Raw genomic sequence first — 17942 nt, 5'->3', positions numbered from 1 at the left:
AATTAGGCTTCGCCTCTCCACCAGCGACGTGGCTCAACGTTTTCCGCGATGGTATCAGCCGGGATCTCGCGCGCGATGTCGTAGATCTCCTGATAAGTGTCGATACCGCCTGCCCACTTGTTGATCCGTTCGCGCCACTGCGCCCAAGGCTCGGGGTTGTAGTTGGGCGCACACATTTCCTCAGCCAGTTTGATCTGGTCATCGGCCAGGAAGGCGGGACGCACACCGTTCTCGGCGAAGATCGTATTCGGCAGTTGCGGCTCGGAGAACCCGACTGTGTTCAATAGCGCAGCTTCATTAGCGCCCTGAATCAGAGCTTGTGTGAAGTAGGACGATTCCATAACCGCATCCTGCAATTCCCCACCAAGGCTGTCGAAGACCTTCGAAGACATCGATGTGTGTTCGGTGCCGCAGAAGAACTTCAGGTTCACCGACTGCGAAACCACCGGCGCCATGTTGGCGTAGGCCACGGCCGAGGCCCATGTTTCCGCTCCGTCGATCAGACCGGTTTTAAGCGCGTCCAGGGTTTCTTCCCAGGCGACAGGCACGGGGTTCAGATTTAGCAACTGCATTGCGATCCGGCCCAGCTGTGTACCTGTTACACGGTTTTTGGTGCCAAACAGTTCTTCCAGCTTGGTCACGGTTGGTTTGTCGGCAAAGTTCGATCCCATTTGCAGACCACGCAACTCGCAATGGGTGAACAGGAACTTGAGCCCATGCCGTTTCTCAAGCGGATCGCGCAGGATGCGTTGGCTCGCGGGGCTGTAGAAGAAGTGATACTGCGCCGCGCGGCTGGGGAACATGTAGGCATAGTCCAGCACGTTCAGATAGGGCGCGCCACCTGCAGAGTTCTGAGTCGAAGCTGCGTAGATGTCGACGATTCCTTGCTGAGTCTTCTCGACACAGCTCAGCTGCCCACAGATTTGGTTATCGCCGATGAACTCAATGCGAATCTCACCGTCCGTGCGCTCTTCCAGATCACGCGCAAACTCGATGGCTCCGGCGCGTTCGATCAGAAGGTTTCGGGTGTTGAAGCCCGAAGCGCCGAATTTCAGCGTGTGCTTCGGTTCTTTTGAAAAGCGCTTTTCATAGGTTGATTCAGCGGCTTGCGCCAAATTCGCCAGGCTCATCGCGCCACCGAACCCGCCTGCTGCTAGCAGCGTCGAACTCATGCCGTAGCGTCCGGCCACGCGGAAGAAATCCCGCCGCGAAATACCACTTAGTTTCCGACCAATCTCCATTGCTTACCTCCCTGATCGCAAATAATGAGACTATTTGTATCAAAAAATGCTAGTATAATTCTTGCATCTTGCATAGAGTTTTTTTCAACGACTTTGGAGGAGGCAGTCATGGAAGTGGATTATGCGGTTGTTGGCGCGGGGTCTGCGGGCTGCGTTATTGCCAATCGGCTCAGCGCTGATCCCAAGAGCACAGTGGCTCTGCTAGAGGCCGGCGGGCGCGATACAAATCCGTGGATTCACATTCCCGTCGGGTATTTCAAAACGATGCACAATCCGTCAGTTGACTGGTGTTATCGCACCGAACCCGACCCCGGCCTGAACGGTCGATCCATCGACTGGCCGCGCGGCAAGGTCTTGGGTGGCTCATCTTCGCTGAACGGGCTGCTATATGTCCGCGGACAAAAAGAAGACTATGACCGTTGGCGCCAGATGGGCAATGAAGGCTGGGGCTGGGACGATGTGCTGCCCTTGTTCAAACGCAGCGAAGATCAGGAACGGGGTGTGGATGAATTCCACGGTGTTGGCGGGCCATTGTCTGTGTCGAACATGCGCATTCAGCGCCCAATCTGTGACGCGTGGGTCGCCGCCGCGCAGGCCGAAGGCTATCCCTTTAATCCCGACTACAACGGCGCCGAACAAGAGGGCGTTGGGTATTTTCAGCTAACCACGCGCAATGGTCGCCGTTGTAGTGCCGCCGTCGCCTATCTGAAGCCCATTCGCAATCGCCAGAACCTGAACATCATCACCAAAGCTTTGGTGTCGCGCGTGATCCTGGACGACAAAAAGGCCGTTGGGTTGGTGTACCAGGATAGATCTGGGGTGGAGCACACTCTGAAAGTGCGGCGCGAGATTATCCTGTCAGGTGGCGCGATCAACTCGCCGCAGATTTTGATGTTGTCAGGGATCGGAGACCCGGATCACCTCAAGGAAAACGGCGTTGAACCACTGCACGCGCTGCCGGGTGTTGGCAAAGGTCTTCAGGATCATCTTCAGGCTCGGCTGGTCTTCAAATGCAATGAACCTACACTGAATGACGAGGTGCGCAGCCTATTCAATCAAGCGCGTATCGCATTAAAATACGCCCTTTTTCGCGCGGGCCCGATGACCATGGCGGCCAGCCTGGCCACAGGTTTCATTAAAACCCGCCCAGATGTAGAAACGCCGGATATTCAATTCCATGTCCAACCCTGGTCCGCCGATAGCCCGGGGGAGGGCGTGCACCCGTTTTCAGCCTTCACAATGTCTGTTTGCCAGTTGCGTCCGGAAAGCCGTGGGGAGCTTAGGTTAAACGGCCCTGATCCATCCACGCATGTCAAAATCATACCGAACTACCTATCAACAGAAACCGATTGCCGTACCATGGTCGATGCGGTGAACATCGCTCGGCGGATCGCCAAGCAGAATCCACTTGCCTCGAAGATTTCTGAGGAGTTTCGACCGTCGGCAGAGCTGAGCCTTGACGATTATGAAGGTACATTGGATTGGGCCAGATCGAACACCGCTTCAATCTATCACCCGACAGGTACCTGCGCGATGGGACAGGCTGAGACATCAGTTGTCGATGCAAAACTGAAGGTCCATGGAATATCGAACCTGCGCGTAGCGGATTGCTCGATCATGCCCGAAATCGTCAGTGGCAACACCAATGCACCGGCGATTATGATCGGTGAAAAAGCGAGCGATCTTGTCTTGGCAGATGCCTAATGCGCGGACTGATCTAAGTTGGGGTTTGCCCCCGTCAGGCGGGCAGACCAAAACTACTCTAGAAGTAGCTTGAATGAAGGATGGCGTTCCGCGCCGCTTGGCATAATGCCTTGAAGTGCTGAAAGGACTTCATCCGGCGAAGACAGCTGCAGGCGTCTACGGCTGTCTAGAATATGGGCGAACCAGGCAAGTGCCCCGATATCTCGGGCCATTTGTTCTGCATGGTCCAGATCTCTAACCAGTACATCTGCAGGTGCTTTTGCCAGATAGCGAGATTCTGCACGCAGCCGCAGAATCTCGGGCCAGATCATCGTGTTGCCCTGGGCGTTTTCGGGCGTGTCAATCGTTGCCCACAATCCTTCGGCGTCTTCGTGTTGTCCTACGCAGGCATAGGCATGTGCCAGCAATGCTTCGTGGTATCTGGTCAAAAATCGAATGCCCAGAGCCTCAGCCCCCGCGATTGCCACTTCCAAGTCCGCCAGCGCCGCGGCAGGGCTTTCGTTGTGATAGCGCGCGGCAGCCATCCAGAGATTTGCGCCGACAATCCAAAAGGGCTGCCCAAATGTTTCAGCCAGTGCCTTGGCCTGTTCCAGTTCTTCGCGGATCGGTAGGCCGCTTGGCGCGTAACAGCGCGCTGCTGTTCGGAAAACGCGAATATATGGGACAAGTGGCGCGACATCCAACCTTTCCCCATGCGCGCGGGCCGAGGCCAACGCTTGCTCCCAGCCATCAGCATCACCCGCAATAAAGCGCCCGTGCGCCCGGAATAGATGGACCAGTTCCAGACAATCCATCGAATAGGTCATTACATGCAGCTTATGTTGGTCAAAGTCATACAGTTCGGCGGTGCGCTGATAGGATGCTTCTTGCTCTACGAATTCACCAAGGCTGAAGCTCGTAACCGATCGTGCGCAGTTTGAAACAACGCCCAGCTTGGGCTCGACTTTGGCGATGTTTTCCATGCGCTCAACCATCCGCACGGTGCCCGATACATCTGACAAGGTGTAAGCGTGAGTCCATACGCCCCACGCGATCTGGAATTCAAGCTCTCCACCCCCGGCGATAGTTTCGCATAGTGCCAGTGCATTGCCATAGGCTGCCGCCGCACGAGGGGAGCCAAACCCCTCCTGCTGGACCAGCGCGTTGCCAAGTACAAATTCGGTCGACATTTCCAGGCGATTGCGCAAATCCCGGTCTTCGATTTTCTCTAGTAGCCCCTTTGCAATTTTAGCAACACGCACGCTTTCGGCGATCTCACCGCGTATGGTTGCGACCTGAGCGGCCTCGGCTAGTTTCGGGACGGCTTGCGCATAGTTTTCGCACCCCATCAAGTGCTTTGCTTCGATGATCGGATTGGCCACTAGAGATTCGGGTGAAACCTCCCGATAGGCGTGCAGCGCGTCCCCGTGCAGCTTGCGGGCGCGTGTGCTCAACATGGATTTGACCACCGCATCGCGCAGCAGCGCATGATCGAACGCAAGCTCGTTGGCACCCCTTTGCTTAAGCAAACTACGATATACAAGCGTGTCCGTGGTCTTTTGGACCTCGTGCACTGGTTTGTTCATCATGGCAGCAGCCACTTCCGTTGTTGCATAGTCCTGCAGGACGGCGACGACCTCGACCAACTGCCTTTCATCCTCATCGACATCTAGCCGTTGCTGAAGCGCTTCTATCAGTGTTTGTGGTATGGCGGCCTCGATACTGGCTTGCGGCTGCTCCAGCAGGGTCATCGTGTAGTGGTACACATAAAGCGGTATGCCATTCGCGCGTTCGATTATTTTGTCGCGTGTTGATTGGTTGAGCCGGGTATCTGGATCGAGAAAACCTATCAGTCTGCCCGCATCGTGATCTGCAAGTGGGGTCAGATCGATACGCAAGTCTGCTTCTACCTGCAGATTTCGCCCTTCCAGCCTGTGTGTCGCCAACAAAAACAGCGGCTGGTTGCGAAAAACCTGCGAAAGTAGGGTAAGGAATGCAACAGAATCCTCATCAAGCCATTGGGCATCGTCGATGAACAGTATGAGTGGCCCCTTGGCAAGCTCGCGTTCGAGAATTGCTTGCAATGCTTCTGTGATCCGGCCTTGGCGGACGACTGGGGCGACAGGTATTTGCGACATATTCAAGAGGCGCTGAAGACCGTCTAGCATACCTTCCGGGGCCCATTCCTCGAGGGATGCGGTCGGGTCCGTCCCGTTCTGTTCTTGAGCGATCAACGTACGCATCGCGGCGTTGAAACATGCAAAACTCTGTTCACTGCGGTGAAGGGATCCCGCGACGCGTATGACGTTTGCATCCGGAACTGATGCTAGGAATTGCTCGGCCAGCATTGTCTTACCATAGCCTCCGGGGGCCATAACATCTGCAAATATAAAGCGGCCCGATACAGCGTCGGCGTAACAAGTGCTGATCTGGCTCATCAGGTCAGAGCGGCCCAGCATCGGCTGTCCGATCGGGTTCAATTCTACTTGCCCGTCCCAAAGCGCAGGTTGATCCTGAAAACCTTGTTGGTCATGCAGTATATCGCCTGTCGCCAGCGTGGCCTGATCACCTGTCAGGTGCGGAACGTCAATCGCCCAAATATCAATGGGATTGCGAAAGCCTTTGAGCGCTGTCTCGCCAACCTCTCTAAGATTAAGCGCCGCCTGATCAATGGATCGCCTGACCTCGGATGAAAAGAAGATGCTGCTTGGGCTCGCCAGCGATTGCAGTCGCGCAGCGCGGTTCACCGCGTTACCGATAGCCAATGCTTCCTGAGCCGCCTCGCCGGCGCGCACGATGTTTACAACGCTCCATCCGGTTGCGATGCCACAGCAGGCTTGCAAAAGCTTTCCTTTTATCTTCAGGGCAGAGGCGATTTCGATGATCTTAATTGCGCACGCAACTGCAGTGGCGGCGCTGTTTTTGATCGACCTTGGATACCCAAAATAGGCCATGGCGCCGTCGCCCAAATATTTCGCAACAAAGCCGCCCGCATTCTGGATTTCCTGCTGGCACTGGCTTTGAAAGCTCTGGATGACCTCGAACATGGCCTCATTGCCAAAATTCTGCGTTGCATCTGTAGAACCGACGAGATCTACGAAGAGAACGGTCATGTATTGGGATCTTGCTTCGCTGGCTTCTCCGATACGGGCGCCGCAGCTTGAACAGAAATTCCCACCAGCCTGAGAAGGAATTCCGCACCGCTTACATATTACTTCACTCATCTGGCCAGCTTCCTCAGGGTCTTTTTGACTCTGCACACGGGGAAACAGCTATTGGCTACAGCGGCGTCGTTTTGAAAAACATCAAAACCAAGACTGTTAGGTATCTAAATCCCAATTCGGGGCCAGAATCCGGGAATGAGATATCTGATTGCACGTTCCCCCACTTGTGCGATCTTCCAATTATGCTCAGCCCAATCCTCCAGGCCAAAGCATAGTGTATTACGATATAATGCTTTAAATTTGATAGATTGTCGACAAATTCGAAACACTGATGAAGGCGGTTGTCCCGCCAATAGTGAAGTTTTTCAAGGATTGTGGACGACGATCCCGCATTTGCAACACCTCTAACCCGCAATGCTGCAATAGCACGCAAAGCTCTGCCGGGTTCAACCATAAGAGGGCAGGTCGTCTGTCATGATGAAATCACAAAAGTGAGAATGCAGGCCGTTCTCATTCAGTCTGCTCGCCCGCTCCATGGGCGAAACGGTGATTTCGGGGCGCTACTTCTATCTTAATCAATTCCCCAATGAAGGCAGGAAGAAAACAAACTTTGGGCACATTGAAGGGATTCCTTGGGTTGGCGCCGGATTCTGGGGTGGTTGTTGTACTCGCTAACTCGTCTGAACTTGGACCTGATGCGAGCCTTGCTCCTACGTCCAGTCGCGTTTGGCCATCATAGGATTGGTCCAAGTGTTGTGAAAAGTTAGATGGTGAAACAGATGTTCAAATACAAAAGTCCGCTCAGCCGTATTCTTGATGGAACCAATATGCCCAGCGTCGCCGAAGACGAAACGGTCGATAGTGGTGCAATGGTTGTCGAAGATTCAGAATTGACTTCTGAACTTATAGAACCTGAAACGCCTCAGGCGGAAGTGACCCTTCAATCCGAAATACAGTTGGCCGGATCGGATGCGATTGCATCTCTGGCGTTTGCGGAAAGACTGGAGGCGCTGAATATGCCCAATGCGGAAGACACCCTTGATGCCCTGGCGCCTCAGATAGTTGAACCGGCTCCGATGTCCGATCCTCTTGAGGTGCCCGGCGAAAGTGTCGAGGACCCTGAAGCCACTGCTTCGGATGCAAAACGCAGCCGGCGGGTCAAAACAACTTTCTTGGGCTTTGGCAACCAGGCGGATCCGATCGAAGACATTCTAAAAACCGCGGAGCCTGTGAAAAACAATACCCAACAACACGAAGCCTACCCGGTCGGTTGGTTGGTTGTGACCAAAGGCCCCGGCCGTGGAACAAGTGTGATGCTCACAGGTGGATTGATGCAGATCGGTCGGAATGACGATCAAGCCATCCAACTCGATTTTGGCGACAACGGTATCTCTCGCAGCAACCACGCGGTTATCGCTTATGACCCAGAAGCCCGAAAGTGCTATTTGGGTCATGGGGGTAAAGCGAACTTGGTTCGCCTGAATTCGGGCCCCGTGCTTAGCACCGTTCCATTGTCGAGTGGCGACGATATTCGCATCAGTGACACCACGATGCGCTTCACCGCGTTTTGCGATGATGAGTTCGACTGGCAAGAAGGTTGAGTTGATCTAAACTAAACTCTCCTTAAAGAAGAGTGCTTCGCATAAATGTGGAGTGCTTTTCTTCGTTCTGCGCATCAGATTGATAGCGATAGTCGGAAAATATTGAATAATTTCAACGCCTAGCTCGATCTTAAGGTAAGTCAAGAAATCAACACAAACTTTTCTTGGGCCAACCACAATACAGCTCAATTTCTCGTCATTGTTAACACAATCGGTGGGTAAAAAGTGAGAAAAGGTAAGGTTAGTCACTATGGAAATGAACCGACGAGTATTTCTTAACAGCGCATCGTTGGCCGCATGTGTCGCGATAGTACCCGTGGGGGGAAGTGCGCTGGCGATGGCTGCAGGGCAGGTTGCGCATCGCATACTGGCCGCAGACAAACTGAGTTTCTTGACAGAGAAGGTTGCGAAGGCAGTTGTACTGCTAAGCCTCGGTGCCGAAGTTGAAAAGGATCTTGCTGAACTGCAAGAAGCCCATGACGAGTTCGACGACATTCTGTTGGGCTTTCGCGAGGGCAAGGGATCTTCGGGCGTTGACCGTGAGCGGTTTGTTTCCGTGAACAACGCGCTGAAAGAGGTCGAAAAGCTTTGGATGCCTTATCGCAAGGCGATCGAAGAGATCATCGAGGCGGGATCGGTGGATGATGAACATCTGCACCTGATTATCGACAATGATGAGGTTTTGGAAAAAACCTGCCACGAAGTCGTTCGTAAGCTGGAAGAGGCTTATGGCGACGTGGATATCGATCTGGCACTGGCGCTGGCACTGGATTTTGCAGGACGTCAGAGAATGCTGACACAGAAGATCTGCAAGGAAATCGCACTGGCAGCAACAGGTCAGGACACCGAAGAGCACCACAAGAAATTCAAGAAGAACGCCAAGAAATTCGGCAAGATTGTCGACGTTCTGATTGAAGGTGGAAGCAGTTCGATCACGATGGCGAAACCGCCAAGCAACGCGGCACTTGAGGCATTGACCGAAGTCCAGACCCATTGGGCAAAACTGCAGCCGGTTGTCGAGCAGCTTGATAGCGTGGATGTGCCAAACGTCGATGACGTGACACACTTCTGTGCCGAGATGGATGTGCTTGAAATCGAGTCCGAAAAGGCCGCGCTTCTCTATGAAGAGGCCATCAAGCTGGATTCCTGAACGCTAACCATGTTTCGCGTGATTTGGCCCCAAACTACAGCACCTGAACGGAACCCGTAGCAAAACCAAATTGCGACTACTTTGATGCCCAAAAACATGCATCGGAAAAATACCAAATGAGTGCTAACTCGAGGAGTTAAAATGTTAAATTCACCCTTCACACGGCTTTGTGTTGCCGCATCGATCATCTCAGGCGCTGTCACCACCGCGTCATTTGCACAAGAGGTTCGCCTGATTGGGAAGGACAGCAATATCGACGTGATCGGCAATCTTCTGTCGTCAAAAGACGGTAAGTATCTGGTCGAAACGGATATCGGCGAGTTTGTGATCAATCAGGATCTGGTGACCTGCGAAGGTGAGGCTTGCCCGACCGAACAGACTTATGTCTATGACCTTGAAATCTCTGCCCCCGATGAAATCGCAGAGGTTCTGGTTCCGATCATCGCAGAAGGATATGCCGCTGCCGCTTTGGAAGCAGAGGCGCAGCTTTATGACGAAAACGGAGAGCCGGTAGATACCGAGACCGTTGACGTGGGTGACCACAAATACGGCGAGGAGCATGATTTTGCATTGCTGCTGACCGATCTGGAAGGCGATGATGTTGCGACATTTGGTATCCATACCGCCAATGGCGCGCGCCTGTTCGAGCGTCTTGCCAAGAAAGATGCCTCGATCATCTTTACCGAAACGTCTGCAGGTAAGGCTGATCGCTCGATCGTGTCCGAAGGCAGCGGTGGCAACCTGCGCGACTTTGATCAGGAGCGTGTTATCGCGGTGGACGGATTTGCGATGATCGTGAACCCGCTGAACCAGATCCCTGATCTGAGCGTCAAGCAGGCTCGTGACATCATGTCCGGTGATATCGTGAACTGGTCCGAGGTTGGCGGTTCGGATGCACCCATCCATGTCTACTCGTTCGACCCTGATACCGAAGCGTATCATCACATCGAAAAGCTTCTGTTCAAGAAGTCCGATAAGACGCTGACGAACGAGTCGAGCATTGTGCACGACCGCACGGAATTGACGACCGCGATCATGGAAGATGTGGCTGGCTTCGGTATCGTCAACTACGCTGCTAAGCGCGATGCACGTGCAGTTCCGCTGCGCACAACCTGCGGCATCGTTCAAGACCCCAGTCTCTTCAATCTGAAGACCGAGGAGTACTATCTGCAGGAACGTGTTGTGGCCTATAACCGCTCGGATATTGACGGCTATGCCCGTGAACTGGTTGATTTCCTGGATGATGGCAGCCTGGACGGCCTTGTTGCTAAAGCAGGCTATATCGACCTGTCGATCACTTCGGACAGCCAAGAGCGCGCCGCAGAACGTCTGGTCGCCGAGCTGGAAGAGGGTGAGAATGAGTATGAGGCAGAGCTTGTCGAAGACCTGCTGAAAAACATGAACACTCATGAGCGCCTGTCGACAACGTTCCGTTTCGCGCCTGGCTCGAAGCGTTTCGACAACAAAGCCGAACGTGACCTGACGCGCATGGTGCGTTACCTGGCCGAAACCAAACCGAGCGAAGTTGTGATTGTTGGGTTTACTGACAACAAGGGCCCCTTCGACTCGAACCTGCTGATTTCACAGGAACGTGCTCAGGCTGCGTTGGACCATCTGGTCGAGGTTGCCACCGGTGGCGAACTGGACGGGATCACCCTGAAGGCAGCGGGTTATGGCGAACTTGAGCCTGTCGCCTGCAATGACAGCCCACGTGGCCGCGCGATCAACCGTCGCGTCGAAGTATGGATCGCCGGTTAAGTTGAGAAAAGGCAAGCCGCGGCGATCACGTCGCGGCTTGCGCATCACAGGTGTAGTTTCTTCAGGGTTCGAGGCGAGTATGAAAAGTTGGTCAAAATATGCTGCAGCAATAGCCTTTGGTTGCATCGCGTCTTCGGGGCTTGCGCAGGAAGTAACGTTGACCTCGAAAGACGGCTCTAGGTCAGTGACTGGCGAGCTGGTTACGATCCAACCCGGCAAGTTCATCGTACGATCAAATGTCGGGGTTCTTTCCCTAAATACAGCAGAGTTTCATTGCAGCGGCGCGGCTTGCCCAGCAAGCCTGCCAACAGATACCGACCTCGTTGTGGCCGGTGGCGCCGGTTTGGCAGACATCCTTCTTCCGTTGCTTGCCGAAGGTTTTGCCGCTGAACAGGAACTCTTCTCGGATGTTTTTGATCTGCAAGGTGTACCTCTGGGCGAACAGCATGCCTTTGGGCAAGACGATACAGTCTCTGGCGCGATCGGATCTGATGCTTTCGACATTCTTATCATGGATGAAGAGGCCAGCCCAGTTCACAGCATTCTTGTGAAAGAGGCTTCGGGTCAGAACCTCTTTGAATCCCTGATGACCCGTGAAAGTGATCTGATCGTCAGCGAAGAACCGGTCTCGTCTCAGAACAATACGCAGGCCAGAAAAAGCGGCCTGGGCGAGCTGACCTCATTTCAGCAGGAACATGTTCTGGCGGTTGATGGCTATACGGCTACTGTCAATCCCGAGAACGATCTGTTGTCTCTGACAATCGAGCAGATATCGCAAATCCTGTCGGGTGAGATTGTAAACTGGACCCAGTTTGGTGGGCCTGATCACAAGATCAACGTCTACACGTTACCGCAAAACTCGGAAGCGTTTCACAGGGTCGATGGGCTTATCCTTTCGCCCTTCGAACGCGATTTTCTGGCCGATGGCAACATCGTAAACTCGAACCGAGAGCTTTCCCGAGCGATTGAAACTGACCCATATGGCTTCGCCGTCATGCGGTTTTCGAATATTCGTGATTCACGCCCGGTGCCGTTGCGCAGTGAATGCGGGATTATTCATCAGCCTAACCAGTTTTCAATGAAGACTGAGGAATATGGGCTGCAGAATCGGGTGACCGTTTACAACGGCAGCGATCTTTCGGGTGTGGGCACGGCATTGGTCGAATTTCTGGACAGCCCGAGAATAGATGGGTTCGTGTCCAAATCCGGCATCACCAGCCTTTCGGTTATCGCTCAGAGTGAAGACGAGAAGTTTGCCAGACTAAAATCAGACGTTGCCGAGATGACGGTCTCGGCCAATGCGTCCGAACTCCGCTCGTATGTGAGTGACAAGCTGACAACCACACGTCTGTCGACAACCTTCCGCTTCTCGCCTGGGTCTTCGTTTCTGGACAACAAGGCGAAACGGGATATCGAGCGGATTGCCGAATACATCCGCGATGTCGAACCCCACAAAATCGTCTTGGCGGGATTTGCGGATGCTGGCGGCAGCTACGGAAAGAACCGTCAGCTCTCGCTCGCCCGCGCCAAGCAGGTCCTGAGGGAGCTTTCATCAAGCATGGATGCCAGCGGTCCCGTTAACACAGTGATCGAAGTACGCGGATATGGAGAAATGGCTCCGGTTGCATGCAACACCAACCCAGTGGGTCGTGCAAAAAACCGCCGTGTCGAAGTCTGGAGTGAAGTGAGCGGCCCTAATGCGGAGATACGCGCATGGGGTGGATAATGAACAAAATTGCGGTTTCTGAGGTCAGTTTCCCTCAAGCTTCGGTCGTAAAAAAAGCACGGGCGCATCTGCATCCGGCTACAGCAAGGTAAGTGTTTCTTATGGTACAATCAGCCCACACAAACGATCAGTTCCCGGACGAGCTTGCCCCGGGTACCAAATTGCTGTCCGGTCAATACACGATCATGCGGTTTCTCAACAGCGGTGGCTTTGGCATCACCTACCTTGCCAAGGACAGCCTTGAGCGCACGATCGTGATCAAGGAATGCTTCCCCGAGGCGATCTGCCGTCGCAGCCAGACCGCGGTTCGCCCGCGGTCCCAGTCGCATACATCCTCGTACGAAGCGCTGGTGAAATCCTTCGAAAAAGAAGCACGCAATCAGTCAAAACTTGTGCATCCCAACATTGCCGGTGTCCACCAGGTGTTCAGAGACAATGAGACCGCCTATATGGCGATCGATTTCATCGAGGGCAAAGATCTTCTGGACACGATCGAAGAACGTAAGACGATACCGCCCGAAGAGGTTGAGCGGCTGTTGCGCACCACGCTGGAAGCCATTGGTTTCATCCATAGCGAAGGCATGCTGCACCGGGATATCTCGCCAGACAACATTCTGATCAACCAAGACGGCGAACCGATGATTATCGATTTCGGCGCCGCCCGTGAGAGCGCCGCCAAATCTGACCGCGCAATGTCGATGCTGAGGGTCGTAAAGGAAGGGTATTCGCCGCAAGAGTTTTACCTGCAAGGCGCGGAGCAGGATCAGTCAAGCGATCTTTATGCGCTGGCGGCTACGTTTTATCATGTCATCAAAGGGGCTGCCCCGCAGGACAGCCAGACCCGGTTGGCGGCTTTGGCCCAGAATGGCAAAGATTGCTACGAACCGCTTGAAGGTGCGGTTGAGGGTTATCCTGTCAGTTTTTTGCGAGCGATTGATCGTGCCCTGAGTATTCCGCCCGAAGACAGGTTCCAATCTGTTCAGGAATGGCAGGATGCGATTGAAGAAAGGATGCCGATCGAAGCGAAGCCCGAACCGGTCGCTGCGGTCGACTTCAACGATAAAGTCGCGGTCAACAGCAAAGCGCCGCGCAAACGTTCAAACTCTATGCTGATGATCGCGCTGATCGTCGCCGGAGTAATCGGTGGAGCAGGGTACTATTTCAGCCAGGGCGGAGAAGCGGATCAGGATGTGGTCGCGATTGCTGATACCCAGCAGGCGGCTCCGCAATCAGCCACCGATGAAGAGCCCGAAAGCAGCAGTGCGACGGCACAGGAGCCGGAACCCCGGCCTGTAGTCGCAGAGCCAGAAGTGGAGAGTGTTGCTTCGGAACCAGTGACGACAGGTTCAAACTGGATAGCGTGGACTGGCCCCGCTGTGGATCTGCCGTTTGCGACCGTTACAACATCGCAGCCGCAGGGCAGGTTCTCGATGGTATCGCTGGTGCGATCTGACCTTGATCAGGCGACAACGGATTGGTTGAAATCCGGCACGATCATCTATTCCGTAAATGGTCATTTGGTGGTGGATGACAACTCGATCATTCGTGCAATCCAATCGCGTGAGGCTAATCCCGAAAGTGGCGAGATTCTGGTGGATATGCGGGTCAGAACCGAAGAAGATAGCCCGGTTTCTGAAAAGAACCTGACCCTTCAAACTGGTAAGGTGGTCGAGCTCACAAACGGAGTTCAGTTCATTACGGTCACCAATGGCAATGGGAAATGGGTCAGCAAGGTATTGCGCGCTCCGGCTTCGGCCAAATCAGTTCGCGTGGGCGATATTGTCGTGTCAGAAACCGCTTCGCAGATTTCGGTCGAGGGTGAGAACGGTATTACCCAGTTGTTCGAAGAGCTTAGCAGTACAGGTGCGGAGCTTGCGTTGCTGACCATCGCGCGGAATGGCGAACTGCAATCGGTGGATCTGCCACTTACGCATTAATGCTTGGCGGCTCTTATAATTACGAGCCGCCTACATTGCCTTGAAGGAAATTCAAGTGTCTCATTCTGAAAGATATCTGATGCAAGTTCACGAGCCCAGATTTCATCAGGCGGAGGAACGCCTGCGTGATGTCTTCGATATTTCAACCGTGATTAACCAGGGTGCCCGTGAGTATCAGGAAGATGCCATTCTTTCTGAAAAGCCGATCGGATCGGACATAGGGTTCGTGGTCCTGGCAGATGGTATGGGTGGCCACGCGGCGGGGGATGTTGCCTCTAACCTGATCGTTTGTGAGGTGATGAAAGGCTGGTTAGCCGCCGGGCTGAACAAAGACTCATCAAATTCAGAAGTCGTCGCATTCTTGCATGACAGTGCCGAACGCGCGAACAAGCAGATTTTCGAAGCCAGTCGCAACGATCTGAATGTAAGGGGAATGGGAGCTACGCTTCTCATATTGATCTGCATCGAAGATCGCGCGTTTTGGTTTTCCGTCGGGGACTCGCCGCTCTATCTCTGGCGGTCTGGCGAGCTAATACAGCTGAACGAGGATCATTCAATGGCGCCACAAATCGATATGATGGCGAAACTTGGCATGTTGGATCCCGATTTGGCCCGAAATCATCCCGACAGAAACATGCTTACATCGGTCATACATGGTGGCGACATCGCAAAGATCGATTGCCCCTCAGACCCGTTTCAGCTTCTGTCAGATGATGTTCTCATTGCAGCTTCGGATGGGCTTCAGTTTCTAGAAGACAAGGACATTCAAGAGGTCGTCACGCGCAACTATGAAGCGGGTTGCGACGCTATTGCGGACGCGCTGATCAGAGCCTTGATCGGCCTTGATGATCCCGATCAGGACAACATAGCTTTTTCTGTTGCAAAGGTTTGTTCTTAGGCGTTGATAGCTGGCGTTGAACTGATATCGTGGCGCATCTGCATTTTTGCAACCTGACTTGCCACAACTGAATCCTTCGATTTTTGTAGTGGCGATTGGCCCGTTTTGCGCTGAACGAGTATCAAATCACCTCTACCAACTCCGCATGTTTGAACAAAGCAGGCCGTGATTTAACTAAATCGAATACATCCTACGCCCGCCGCGTTTCAGCAACGGCGTCATCGATGAGTGGAACCCGGACGCCAGGTTGAACAACTGCCGGATCATAGGGTTTGCGATCAAACACCTCACGCACCATATCTGCAAAGAAAGACAGTGGTTTGCTGGGATAAGCGGGATCAAAGCTGGATTGATCCCAGCGTTCGCAGAACTCGGCACAGTCATAGAAATAGATGCTGTCACGATGAGCTTGGCGTTTTTCGGGGTTCGCGCCTACGTGCTCTCCGAAGTAAACAAGCTGAAAATCCCCATGGGTGTGCACACACCACGTGACCTGTTCGCGCAGGAAGGGTTTGAGGATTGAGGCCGCATATTCATCGTGATTATGCGGCGCGTATATGTCACCGATATCATGCAGCAGGGCGCCAACGATCCAATCTATGTCTGCCCCGTCAAACCAGGCGCGGGTGGCCGATTGCACCGAATGGCCAAGACGTGTGACTTGATAACCGGACAGGCTTTTGTCGAGCCGTTCCATTGCCTCCAGCAAACGATCTGCCGTTCCTTTGCAGTACTCACGCTCCAGAGTATCGAGGAAGGTGTAATCCTCTTTGTCCCCGTCCTTCATCTGCGTGAATTTCACCTGGTCCATAGCATGTCCTTTGGCGTTTACGTGTGGGTCAGCGGGTGCAAGCAAGCTTACAATTCTGGACTATCCACGCAAACACCGGACTGGGCAAATCAAACCTGTTGTGCCGGTGAAAGTTGTAGTCGCCGGAGCTGAGTGTTCGACCTCGTCCAAGAGCACAAAGCTGTGCGATGATCCCGCAGCCCGTTCGATGTCACAGCGGCATGCGAAAGGATCGGCGGGCCTGTGCGCCGCCGCGCCTTTCACGTTTTGGCATGGCAAGTGGCAAAGGTCTGAACGGCTGTTCCAGCGAAGTCAGAAGCAATTCGCAGAACGCTGCAACGGCAGGTGAGTGATCTTTAAATGGTGCAGCTGTTTCGTAAGCATGCCTCGCAGCTACTGCATAGCTGGCATTGCCTGGAACACCCGCGATCCATTGCATATAGCCAAGCTGTCCCATCTGACGTGCTTCATCTACAGGCATGGGACCTGTGTCGAGTTGAATAATCGTCCGTTCCAATAACATCGCGCCCTCCGCGCAAGGGGAGGAGTGTGGCTGGTCACGGTGATGTGCCGGGGACGCTTGGTCCTTCGGTCGTCTCTGCCGTTCCCAAGGCACCCCGCCCGGGTTCAAGTTGACTGCGGCGCATGTCATCATACACCGTAGATGGCAGGTCTCCTGACTTGCGGGTCAACGCTTTCCCGTTCCTTCCCGAACCCTAGGGCTCAGTGGTTTTCAACGGGGTCGCTCGCCGCTTACAGTTGCGGGGGCAGTCACGGAATTGGGTATGAACCCGCACCGTGTTCCCTTTTCAGCCGACTCGAACCGAGCCGGACACCATCATAAACACTGTCTCATACGCAAATCACTATGTCCATCGGGTTCGGATGCAATCTGATCATCGCTGGAAAAGGTTTGTCAAAGTTGAAGAGATCGCGGGTTCGACCCTTAGGGGTCTTTACAGGGCGTGGCATTCGGGTGCCTTAATGTTAGCAAATGTTGAAGATCTGAACAGAAAGAACGCTAATATGTCGAACCATGGCTACGACTCCGGCCGATTGAACCTGCCCTTCGTTGGTATCTGTACCTTTGGCAAGTATCCCTATGTAGAGGATTGGAACGCAATTGACGCCGACGTTGCGGTTCTTGGCGCCCCGTTTGATTTTGGCTGTCAATGGCGGTCCGGGGCGCGGATGGGGCCACGCGCGATCCGTGAGGCGTCGACGCTGTTCTCATTCGGGCATGCAGGGGCCTATGATCACGAAGATGATGTCACCTATTTGGATCCGGCCAAAGTAACCATTGTTGATATCGGCGATGCAGACATCGTGCATACCGACACGATGAATAGCCACGCAAATATCGAGTTTGGGGTGCGCAAAATACTGGAGGCCGGGGCGCTACCGGTCGTCTTGGGCGGCGATCATTCGATCAATATCCCCTGCATCAATGCCTTTGATGATCAGGAACCGATCCATGTGGTGCAAATTGATGCGCACCTGGATTTTGTCGATGAACGGCATGGGGTGCGCTATGGTCATGGCAACCCGATGCGCCGTGCCGCTGAAAAACCCTATGTCACGGGCCTCAGTCAGATCGGCATTCGCAATGTATCGTCCACCGCCAAGGATGGCTATGTGGATGCCCGCGCCATGGGATCAGACATCCAATCTGTCCGGCAATTCCGCAAAATGGGGGTCGATGGGATGCTGGCCCGCATTCCCGAAGGCGCGCGGTATTATGTGACTATCGACATTGATGCCTTTGACCCGTCCATCGCCCCGGGAACAGGCACACCAAGCCATGGCGGGTTCATTTACTACGAAGTGCTAGAGCTCATGGCAGGTCTGGCCAAGCGGGGCGACATTGTTGGTCTCGATCTGGTTGAAGTCGCCCCGAACTATGACGCCACCAGCTCCACCCAAATCCTTGCGGCCCAGTTGCTAATGAACATCATCGGGCGAGTGCTGCATGAGAAAGAGCAGCGTTAGATTCG

General features: G+C 53.9%; 12 protein-coding genes and 1 riboswitch. Of the genes, 8 read left to right on the top strand and 4 right to left on the bottom strand.

Features of this window, described 5'->3' with window-relative positions:
- Positions 1-2 precede the first annotated feature (2 nt).
- Entirely contained in the window at positions 3-1241 is a 1239-nt protein-coding gene (locus ACR0EL_RS07830) for a TRAP transporter substrate-binding protein (protein WP_170535418.1), read from the bottom strand.
- 108 nt (positions 1242-1349) lie between these two features.
- Here ACR0EL_RS07830 and ACR0EL_RS07825 point away from each other — a divergent pair, with 108 nt between their 5' ends.
- A complete protein-coding gene (locus tag ACR0EL_RS07825; protein ID WP_480499233.1) occupies positions 1350-2945 on the top strand; it encodes a GMC family oxidoreductase in 1596 nt (531 codons plus the stop codon).
- A gap of 53 nt (positions 2946-2998) precedes the next feature.
- On the opposite strand, the gene ACR0EL_RS07820 is transcribed toward ACR0EL_RS07825, so the two are convergent.
- Entirely contained in the window at positions 2999-6037 is a 3039-nt protein-coding gene (locus ACR0EL_RS07820) for an AAA family ATPase (RefSeq protein ID WP_480499232.1), read from the bottom strand.
- Between the two features lie 830 nt (positions 6038-6867).
- Here ACR0EL_RS07820 and ACR0EL_RS07815 point away from each other — a divergent pair.
- The 6 genes from ACR0EL_RS07815 to ACR0EL_RS07790 all read left to right on the top strand — a co-directional run bounded on the left by ACR0EL_RS07815 (position 6868) and on the right by ACR0EL_RS07790 (position 15158).
- Positions 6868-7689 (top strand): FHA domain-containing protein, encoded by an 822-nt coding sequence (locus ACR0EL_RS07815; RefSeq protein ID WP_480499231.1) that lies wholly within the window; start codon positions 6868-6870, stop codon positions 7687-7689.
- A 316-nt stretch (positions 7690-8005) separates the two neighbouring features.
- Complete coding sequence (locus tag ACR0EL_RS07810) at positions 8006-8839, top strand: type IV pili methyl-accepting chemotaxis transducer N-terminal domain-containing protein (protein ID WP_480499229.1); 834 nt, start codon at positions 8006-8008, stop codon at positions 8837-8839.
- 141 nt (positions 8840-8980) lie between these two features.
- A complete protein-coding gene (locus ACR0EL_RS07805; protein WP_480499228.1) occupies positions 8981-10597 on the top strand; it encodes a phosphate ABC transporter substrate-binding/OmpA family protein in 1617 nt (538 codons plus the stop codon).
- A 79-nt stretch (positions 10598-10676) separates the two neighbouring features.
- Positions 10677-12323 (top strand): phosphate ABC transporter substrate-binding/OmpA family protein, encoded by a 1647-nt coding sequence (locus ACR0EL_RS07800; protein WP_480499227.1) that lies wholly within the window; start codon positions 10677-10679, stop codon positions 12321-12323.
- 101 nt (positions 12324-12424) lie between these two features.
- Positions 12425-14260: a serine/threonine protein kinase gene (locus ACR0EL_RS07795; protein ID WP_480499226.1), complete on the top strand. Its 1836-nt coding sequence runs from the start codon at positions 12425-12427 to the stop codon at positions 14258-14260.
- Positions 14261-14339: 79 nt separating this feature from the next.
- Positions 14340-15158: a PP2C family protein-serine/threonine phosphatase gene (locus ACR0EL_RS07790; RefSeq protein ID WP_480499225.1), complete on the top strand. Its 819-nt coding sequence runs from the start codon at positions 14340-14342 to the stop codon at positions 15156-15158.
- A 190-nt stretch (positions 15159-15348) separates the two neighbouring features.
- Here the strand turns inward: ACR0EL_RS07790 and ACR0EL_RS07785 are convergent, their stop codons facing one another.
- Both ACR0EL_RS07785 and ACR0EL_RS07780 read right to left on the bottom strand, forming a co-directional pair.
- Positions 15349-15969, bottom strand: coding sequence for an HD domain-containing protein (locus tag ACR0EL_RS07785; protein ID WP_480499224.1), 621 nt, complete (start codon positions 15967-15969; stop codon positions 15349-15351).
- A gap of 190 nt (positions 15970-16159) precedes the next feature.
- A complete protein-coding gene (locus ACR0EL_RS07780) occupies positions 16160-16471 on the bottom strand; it encodes a hypothetical protein (RefSeq protein ID WP_480499222.1) in 312 nt (103 codons plus the stop codon).
- Positions 16472-16597: 126 nt separating this feature from the next.
- A riboswitch (cobalamin riboswitch) is annotated at positions 16598-16803 on the bottom strand.
- A gap of 171 nt (positions 16804-16974) precedes the next feature.
- Here ACR0EL_RS07780 and speB point away from each other — a divergent pair.
- A complete protein-coding gene (gene speB, locus ACR0EL_RS07775; RefSeq protein ID WP_480499221.1) occupies positions 16975-17937 on the top strand; it encodes an agmatinase in 963 nt (320 codons plus the stop codon).
- The last annotated feature ends 5 nt before the right edge of the window (positions 17938-17942 follow it).

This window comes from Ruegeria sp. AH12, from assembly GCF_056541465.1.
Note: the sequence above shows the minus strand (reverse complement) of the source record. Positions and strands in the feature narration are given on the sequence as shown.

Excerpts from the sequence above, each read along its gene's own strand:
- ACR0EL_RS07780 (WP_480499222.1), bottom strand. The coding sequence starts at position 16,471 with ATGTTATTGGAACGGACGATTATTCAACTCGACACAGGTCCCATGCCT.
- ACR0EL_RS07795 (WP_480499226.1), top strand. The coding sequence starts at position 12,425 with ATGGTACAATCAGCCCACACAAACGATCAGTTCCCGGACGAGCTTGCC.
- ACR0EL_RS07830 (WP_170535418.1), bottom strand. The coding sequence starts at position 1,241 with ATGGAGATTGGTCGGAAACTAAGTGGTATTTCGCGGCGGGATTTCTTC.
- ACR0EL_RS07815 (WP_480499231.1), top strand. The coding sequence starts at position 6,868 with ATGTTCAAATACAAAAGTCCGCTCAGCCGTATTCTTGATGGAACCAAT.
- speB (WP_480499221.1), top strand. The coding sequence starts at position 16,975 with ATGTCGAACCATGGCTACGACTCCGGCCGATTGAACCTGCCCTTCGTT.
- ACR0EL_RS07800 (WP_480499227.1), top strand. The coding sequence starts at position 10,677 with ATGAAAAGTTGGTCAAAATATGCTGCAGCAATAGCCTTTGGTTGCATC.
- ACR0EL_RS07785 (WP_480499224.1), bottom strand. The coding sequence starts at position 15,969 with ATGGACCAGGTGAAATTCACGCAGATGAAGGACGGGGACAAAGAGGAT.
- ACR0EL_RS07825 (WP_480499233.1), top strand. The coding sequence starts at position 1,350 with ATGGAAGTGGATTATGCGGTTGTTGGCGCGGGGTCTGCGGGCTGCGTT.
- ACR0EL_RS07820 (WP_480499232.1), bottom strand. The coding sequence starts at position 6,037 with ATGACCGTTCTCTTCGTAGATCTCGTCGGTTCTACAGATGCAACGCAG.
- ACR0EL_RS07805 (WP_480499228.1), top strand. The coding sequence starts at position 8,981 with ATGTTAAATTCACCCTTCACACGGCTTTGTGTTGCCGCATCGATCATC.
- ACR0EL_RS07790 (WP_480499225.1), top strand. The coding sequence starts at position 14,340 with ATGCAAGTTCACGAGCCCAGATTTCATCAGGCGGAGGAACGCCTGCGT.